Annotated in this window: 7 protein-coding genes; 6 read left to right on the forward strand and 1 reads right to left on the reverse strand. The window is 72.7% G+C overall.

The window, feature by feature from the left end; translation table 11 throughout:
* The first annotated feature begins 95 nt into the window (after window positions 1-95).
* Both ABZ354_RS20345 and ABZ354_RS20350 read left to right on the forward strand, forming a co-directional pair.
* The gene (locus ABZ354_RS20345; RefSeq protein ID WP_358658707.1) at window positions 96-947 is read left to right on the forward strand and encodes an AzlC family ABC transporter permease; all 852 of its coding nucleotides are present in this window, start codon (window positions 96-98) and stop codon (window positions 945-947) included.
* A complete protein-coding gene (locus ABZ354_RS20350) occupies window positions 944-1,252 on the forward strand; it encodes an AzlD domain-containing protein (RefSeq protein WP_358658600.1) in 309 nt (102 codons plus the stop codon). Before ABZ354_RS20345 ends, ABZ354_RS20350 begins: the two co-directional genes overlap by 4 nt.
* Window positions 1,253-1,292: 40 nt before the next feature.
* On the opposite strand, the gene ABZ354_RS20355 is transcribed toward ABZ354_RS20350, so the two are convergent.
* Window positions 1,293-2,237 (reverse strand): hypothetical protein, encoded by a 945-nt coding sequence (locus ABZ354_RS20355; RefSeq protein WP_358658602.1) that lies wholly within the window; start codon window positions 2,235-2,237, stop codon window positions 1,293-1,295.
* An 80-nt stretch (window positions 2,238-2,317) separates the two neighbouring features.
* Between ABZ354_RS20355 and ABZ354_RS20360 the strand changes: the two genes are divergently transcribed.
* From ABZ354_RS20360 to recX, 4 genes are all read left to right on the forward strand, one after another.
* Window positions 2,318-2,512, forward strand: a complete 195-nt coding sequence (locus tag ABZ354_RS20360; RefSeq protein ID WP_358658604.1) for a DUF3046 domain-containing protein — start codon at window positions 2,318-2,320, stop codon at window positions 2,510-2,512.
* A gap of 59 nt (window positions 2,513-2,571) precedes the next feature.
* A complete protein-coding gene (locus ABZ354_RS20365; RefSeq protein ID WP_358658606.1) occupies window positions 2,572-3,828 on the forward strand; it encodes an AI-2E family transporter in 1,257 nt (418 codons plus the stop codon).
* A gap of 227 nt (window positions 3,829-4,055) precedes the next feature.
* Window positions 4,056-5,180 (forward strand): recombinase RecA, encoded by a 1,125-nt coding sequence (recA, locus tag ABZ354_RS20370; RefSeq protein ID WP_358658608.1) that lies wholly within the window; start codon window positions 4,056-4,058, stop codon window positions 5,178-5,180.
* A gap of 3 nt (window positions 5,181-5,183) precedes the next feature.
* Window positions 5,184-6,020, forward strand: coding sequence for a recombination regulator RecX (gene recX / locus ABZ354_RS20375; protein ID WP_358658610.1), 837 nt, complete (start codon window positions 5,184-5,186; stop codon window positions 6,018-6,020).
* The last annotated feature ends 243 nt before the right edge of the window (window positions 6,021-6,263 follow it).

The following is a 6,263-nucleotide window of genomic DNA, read 5'->3' on the forward strand; positions in this document are numbered from 1 at the left end:
CGGACCCGTACGCCCCCCGGTGTCGGCGTGCCCCGGGCGTCGACCGGCGGGAACGCGGAAGACGCGCGGCGGCGGCTCCGCGTACCGTCCGACGCGTGGCAGAACAGACAGCAGTAACGGACATGAGTGAAGAAGGCGGCGGGAAGCCGGACGGGGCCGTCGTGCGGGACGCCCTCGGCGTCGGGATTGCCGTCGGCCTGTCCGGGTTCGCCTTCGGCGTGACCTCGGCCGGCGGCGGGCTCTCGCTGTGGCAGACCTGCGCGCTCAGCCTGCTCGTGTTCACCGGCGCCTCCCAGTTCGCGCTGGTGGGGGCGCTGGCGGCCGGCGGCAGCCCGTTCACGGCGGCAGCGGGGGCGTTCTTCCTGGGGGTGCGCAACGCCTTCTACGGGCTGCGCCTGTCGCAGGTGCTCGCCCTCCCGCGCGCGGTGCGGCCGTTCGCCGCCCAGTGGATCATCGACGAGACCACCGCCGTCTCGCTGGCCCAGCCGACCCGCCGCGGCGCCCGGGTCGGGTTCGCGGTGACCGGGCTCAGCCTGTACATCCTGTGGAACCTGACCACGGTCCTCGGTGCGCTGGGCGCCGAAGCCATCGGTGACACGGACGCGTGGGGACTGGACGCCGCCGGACCCGCCGTCTTCCTGGCGCTGCTCGCGCCGATGCTGAGCAGCGGGACCGAGCGGGCCGTCGCCGCACTCGCCGTCCTGCTGGGACTCGGCCTGCTGCCCCTGCTGCCCGCCGGAGTGCCCGTCCTGGTGGCCGCGCTCGCCGCCCCGGCCGTCCTGTGGGCACACGGACGCCGCCACACGCGCGAGGACCCGCCCGGAGGAGACGGCCGCCGCCCCGCGGGTGCCGCCACGACCGCCGCACCCCGGGACCGCGACACACCCGGGCACACCCCTCGAACCCCCGACCACACGTCCACGTCCACGTCCGAGGAAGACCGTTGAACACCTGGATCGCGATCGGCGTGACCGCCCTCGGCTGCTACGCCGTCAAGCTCGCCGGACTGATGGTGCCCGCGGGCGCCCTGCAACGACCGCTCGTACGGCGGCTCGCCGCACTGCTGCCCGTCGCCCTGCTCGCCGCCCTCACCGCGCAGCAGACCTTCGCCGACGGGCGGACGCTGGTCCTGGACGCACGTGCCGCGGGCGTCGCTGCCGCCGCCGTGGCACTGGTGCTGCGCGCACCGTTTCTGGTCGTCGTCGGGGCGGCCGTGATCGTGACCGCGGGGGTGCGGGCGCTGGGCGGGTGACCTGCCCGGACGGGCGGCTGTCGTCCGGGGCGGGCCGTCGTCAGCCGACGGCGCGGCCGTACGCGCGCAGGGTGCGCAGGGCGCTCAGCGTGACCAGGGTGCGCGACTCCATGGCGGGGGCGGGTGCCCACTGGCGCCAGCGGACCGGCCAGCCGCCGTCCCGCCCCTGCTCCGCCGCCAGGAAGTCCAGGGAACGGTCCATCTCGTCGTCGGAGAACCACGCGCGCGCGAGGCTGTCCGGGGTACGCGCGTAGTCGTACGGGAAGTGATGCTCGCGCGGTGCGTAACCGGGGGCCACGGGATACGCCTCCGGACGGTCCGGGTCCAGGACTGCGAGGCGCTGCTCGCGCACCAGGCGGCCCAGGCGGTCGGCCGCCGCCTCCGCGCGCGTGCGGTCGGGCACGGAGTCCAGGAACGCGACGGCCGCCTCGACCTCGTACGGGTGGGACCTCTCCAGGGACTCGACCGCCCGCCAGCAGAAGTCCGTGGCCCGGAACAGCCAGGCGTGCCACACGTCGTTGCGGCGCAGCACCCCCACCACCGGCCCCGTGGCGAGCAGTTCACCGGGCGGGTCGTCCACGATCGGGACGAACGGCGCCGCCGGATGGCCACGCTGGCTGGGATGCACCGCCGGTAGGGCGCCGTCCGCCGTGGAGACCGACGTCAGATAGCGGCACACGCGCTCCACGCGCGGGCCGCCGCAGCGGCCCACGGCGTCCAGCACGCCCAGGGCGTGCGCGGCGTGCAGGGGCTGGCTGACGGGGCCGCGGAGATCGGGCTCCAGCGCGTGGCCGTATCCGCCGTCGGCGTTGCGGTAGGCGTCCAGCGCGGTCTCCACCGGGTCGGCCGGGCCGTCCCGGAAGTGGTACGCGAAGAGGCGCTGCTCCAGCACACGCGCGGTGAGCCAGACGAAGCGCTCGGCGCGGGCGAGCGGGGACGGCGCCGGGGGCGGCGGGGGGAGCGGGGAGGCTCCTGTTTCGGCCATGCCCTCGACCGTAGGTGCAAAGCGGCGCCGGGGAGAGGTCCCGGCGCGGGCCCACCCCCCTGGGGCTGGATACTGATGTCATGCGGTTGACGGTCTTCTGGGAGCGGATGGCGGACCACTTCGGTCCGGGCTACGCCGAAGTGTTCGCGCGCGACCACGTGATGTCGCAGCTCGGCGGGCGCACGGTGGACGAGGCGCTGGCCTCCGGCTGGGAGGCCAAGGACGTGTGGCGGGTGGTCTGCGCGGTCATGGACGTGCCGCCGGAGAAGCACTGACCCGGGGAGAGCACAGGGGGCTGTATCACCCTGTCGGCGGAGTGGGCGAGACTTGCACCGTGGCATCCATCGACGAGACCGGGCAGTCGACCCGGCACGCGCCCCCCTCCGTTCCGACGCCGCCCGGCCCGCCACCGGGGGATGCGGACGGCGCCCGCATGCCGCGCTGGCTGCCGCGCGCGATGGTCCTCGCACTCGCCCTCGTCGCCGTCTTCCAGCTGGGCAGTTGGGCCTTCCACCAGCTCACCAGCCTGCTGATCAACGTCCTCATCGCGTTCTTCCTGGCCCTCGCCGTCGAACCCGCCGTGAGCTGGATGGCCTCGCGCGGACTGCGCAGAGGACTGGCCACCGCCCTGGTCTTCCTCGCGGTGATCGTCATGGCCGCCGGCTTCGTCACCCTGCTCGGCTCCGTGCTCGCGGGCCAGCTGATCAAGATGGTCGAGGGCTTCCCCGACTACATCGACTCCCTCATCCACTGGATCAACGGGCACTTCCACACCGAGCTCCGGCGCGTGGACGTCCAGGAGGGTCTGCTGCGCTCCGACTGGCTGCGCAGCTACGTCCAGAACAGCGCCACCGGCGTCCTCGACGTGTCCGCCCAGGTCCTCGGCGGCCTCTTCCAACTGCTGACGATCACCCTGTTCTCTTTCTACTTCGCCGCCGACGGGCCCCGGCTGCGGCGCGCCCTGTGCTCCGTGCTGCCGCCCACGCGGCAGGCCGAGGTGCTGCGCGCGTGGGAGATTGCGGTCGACAAGACCGGCGGCTACCTGTACTCACGCGGCCTGATGGCCCTCGCCTCGGGCCTGGCGCACTACGTTCTGCTGGAGATCCTGGACGTGCCCTACGCGCCCGTGCTCGCCGTGTGGGTGGGCCTGGTGTCGCAGTTCATCCCCACGATCGGCACGTACCTCGCCGGCGCCCTGCCCATGCTGATCGCCTTCACGGTCGACCCCTGGTACGCGCTGTGGGTGCTGATCTTCGTCGTGCTCTACCAGCAGTTCGAGAACTACGTGCTCCAGCCGAAGCTCACCGCGAAGACCGTCGACATCCACCCGGCGGTCGCCTTCGGATCGGTCATCGCCGGGACGGCCCTCCTCGGCGCGGTCGGCGCCCTGGTCGCTATCCCCGCCGTCGCCACGCTCCAGGCGTTCCTGGGCGCGTACGTGAAGCGGTACGACGTCACCGACGACCCGCGCGTCCACGGCCACCGGAGGGGTCCCGCCCGGCCCCGGGCCCTCGCGCGCGCGTGGCGTGCATGGGCACGTCGGCCGCGCACCGCGCGGCCCGGGGGAGGCTCCGGCGACGGAGGCGCCTGACGGGCGCCGACGCCCCGGCGGGGCACGGGGGTCGCGCTTGACACGAAAATCGAACATCTATTCTTATGGAGGTTCCAGTGGAGCTCTGAATGGGCAGTTCACCCCGTTCTCGATGGAGATGTACCCGAGTTATCCACAGGCCGGACGTGCGTCGGGGCGCGTTGTCAGTGGCAGGCGTTAGCGTCTTTGACGTGAAGCGATCGACACAAGCAAATCGGGTGGAACCCATGGCAGGAACCGACCGCGAGAAGGCGCTCGACGCCGCGCTCGCACAGATTGAACGGCAATTCGGCAAGGGCGCGGTCATGCGCATGGGCGACCGGACGAATGAGCCCATCGAGGTCATCCCGACCGGCTCGACCGCCCTCGACGTGGCCCTCGGCGTCGGAGGCCTGCCGCGCGGCCGCGTCGTGGAGATCTACGGACCGGAGTCCTCCGGCAAGACGACCCTGACCCTGCACGCCGTGGCCAACGCGCAGAAGGCCGGCGGCCAGGTCGCGTTCGTCGACGCGGAGCACGCCCTCGACCCCGAGTACGCGAAGAAGCTCGGCGTCGACATCGACAACCTCATCCTGTCCCAGCCGGACAACGGCGAGCAGGCCCTGGAGATCGTGGACATGCTGGTCCGCTCCGGTGCCCTCGACCTCATCGTCATCGACTCCGTCGCCGCGCTCGTGCCGCGTGCGGAGATCGAGGGCGAGATGGGCGACAGCCACGTCGGTCTGCAGGCCCGTCTGATGAGCCAGGCACTGCGGAAGATCACCAGCGCGCTCAACCAGTCCAAGACCACCGCCATCTTCATCAACCAGCTCCGCGAGAAGATCGGCGTCATGTTCGGCTCCCCGGAGACCACGACCGGTGGCAGGGCCCTGAAGTTCTATGCCTCCGTGCGCATCGACATCCGGCGCATCGAGACCCTGAAGGACGGCACGGACGCGGTCGGCAACCGCACCCGCTGCAAGGTCGTCAAGAACAAGGTCGCGCCCCCCTTCAAGCAGGCCGAGTTCGACATCCTCTACGGTCACGGCATCAGCCGCGAGGGCGGTCTGATCGACATGGGCGTGGAGCACGGCTTCGTCCGCAAGGCCGGTGCCTGGTACACGTACGAGGGCGACCAGCTCGGCCAGGGCAAGGAGAACGCGCGCAACTTCCTGAAGGACAACCCCGACCTCGCCAACGAGATCGAGAGGAAGATCAAGGAAAAGCTGGGCGTCGGCGTGCGTCCCGAGGCGCCGGCCGCCGAGCCGGTCGCGGACGCCGCGGCCAAGGCGGTTCCGGCCGACGCGGCCGCGGCGGTGCCCGTCGCCGCGGCCAAGGCCACCAAGTCCAAGGCCGCGGCAGCCAAGAGCTGACCGGTGACACGACGAACCGACTGGGCCGAGTACGAGGGCTCCGCCGGGACGGGCGGTGACGCGTACGGAGGACACGGGGAGCGCACCGCCCGCGGCACGGACGGCGGACACGACGGTGGCACGGTGCCGTACAGGGCGGGGGAGCCGTACGACACCGGGCCGGGCCACGAGGAGTGGCCGGACGGCGCCGGCGTCCCCGGTGGGGGACGCAGAGGCGGAGCACGGCGGGCTCGCGGCGCGGATGGCTCACGGGGGAGCCGTCGCCGTGACCGCGGACAGCCGTCCGGTGAGGACGGGGGTGCCTCTTCCTCGTCGAGGGCCGAGAAGGGGAACCCTCCCGGGGACCCGGTGGAGCAGGCACGGGCGATCTGCCTGCGCCTGCTCACCGGGACCCCGCGCACGCGGAAGCAGCTCGCGGACGCCCTGCGCAGACGGGAGATCCCGGACGAGGCTGCGGACGAGGTGCTGTCGCGGTTCGAGGAGGCCGGGCTGATCAATGACAGCGCGTTCGCCGACGCGTGGGTCGAGTCCCGGCACCACGGACGAGGCCTGGCCCGCCGAGCGCTCGCCCGGGAACTTCGCACGAAGGGCGTCGACGCCACGCTGATCGACGCGGCCGTCTCCCAGCTCGACTCCGAGCAGGAGGAGACGACGGCGCGCGACCTCGTGGACCGCAAGCTGCGCACCACCCGCGGCCTCGACCGTGACAAGCGCCTGCGTCGCCTCGCGGGCATGCTCGCGAGGAAGGGCTACCCCGAGGGCATGGCCCTGCGAGTGGTCCGCCGGGCACTGGAGGAGGAGGGCGAGGATACCGAGTTCCTGCCGGGGGAGGGGTTCTGACGGTGTGTGAGGATCTTCGGTCGGGCGGCTCTGACGGCGTTCCGGCCGGGTCGGCCTGCACGATTCTCTCGCCGACGGGACGGCCGGAGCGGGGCGACGGTATTCCGGCGGCCGGACCGCGAGTCCCGCAGGGGAGGGCCGGCGTTAGGCCCGCAGCCCGCAGCCCGCAGCCCGCAGCCCGCAGCCCGCAGCCCGCAGCCCGCAGCCCGCAGCCCGCAGCCCGCAGCCCGCAGCCCGCAGCCC

It is taken from the genome of Streptomyces sp. NPDC005925 (assembly GCF_040638805.1).
Lineage (GTDB): Bacteria > Actinomycetota > Actinomycetes > Streptomycetales > Streptomycetaceae > Streptomyces.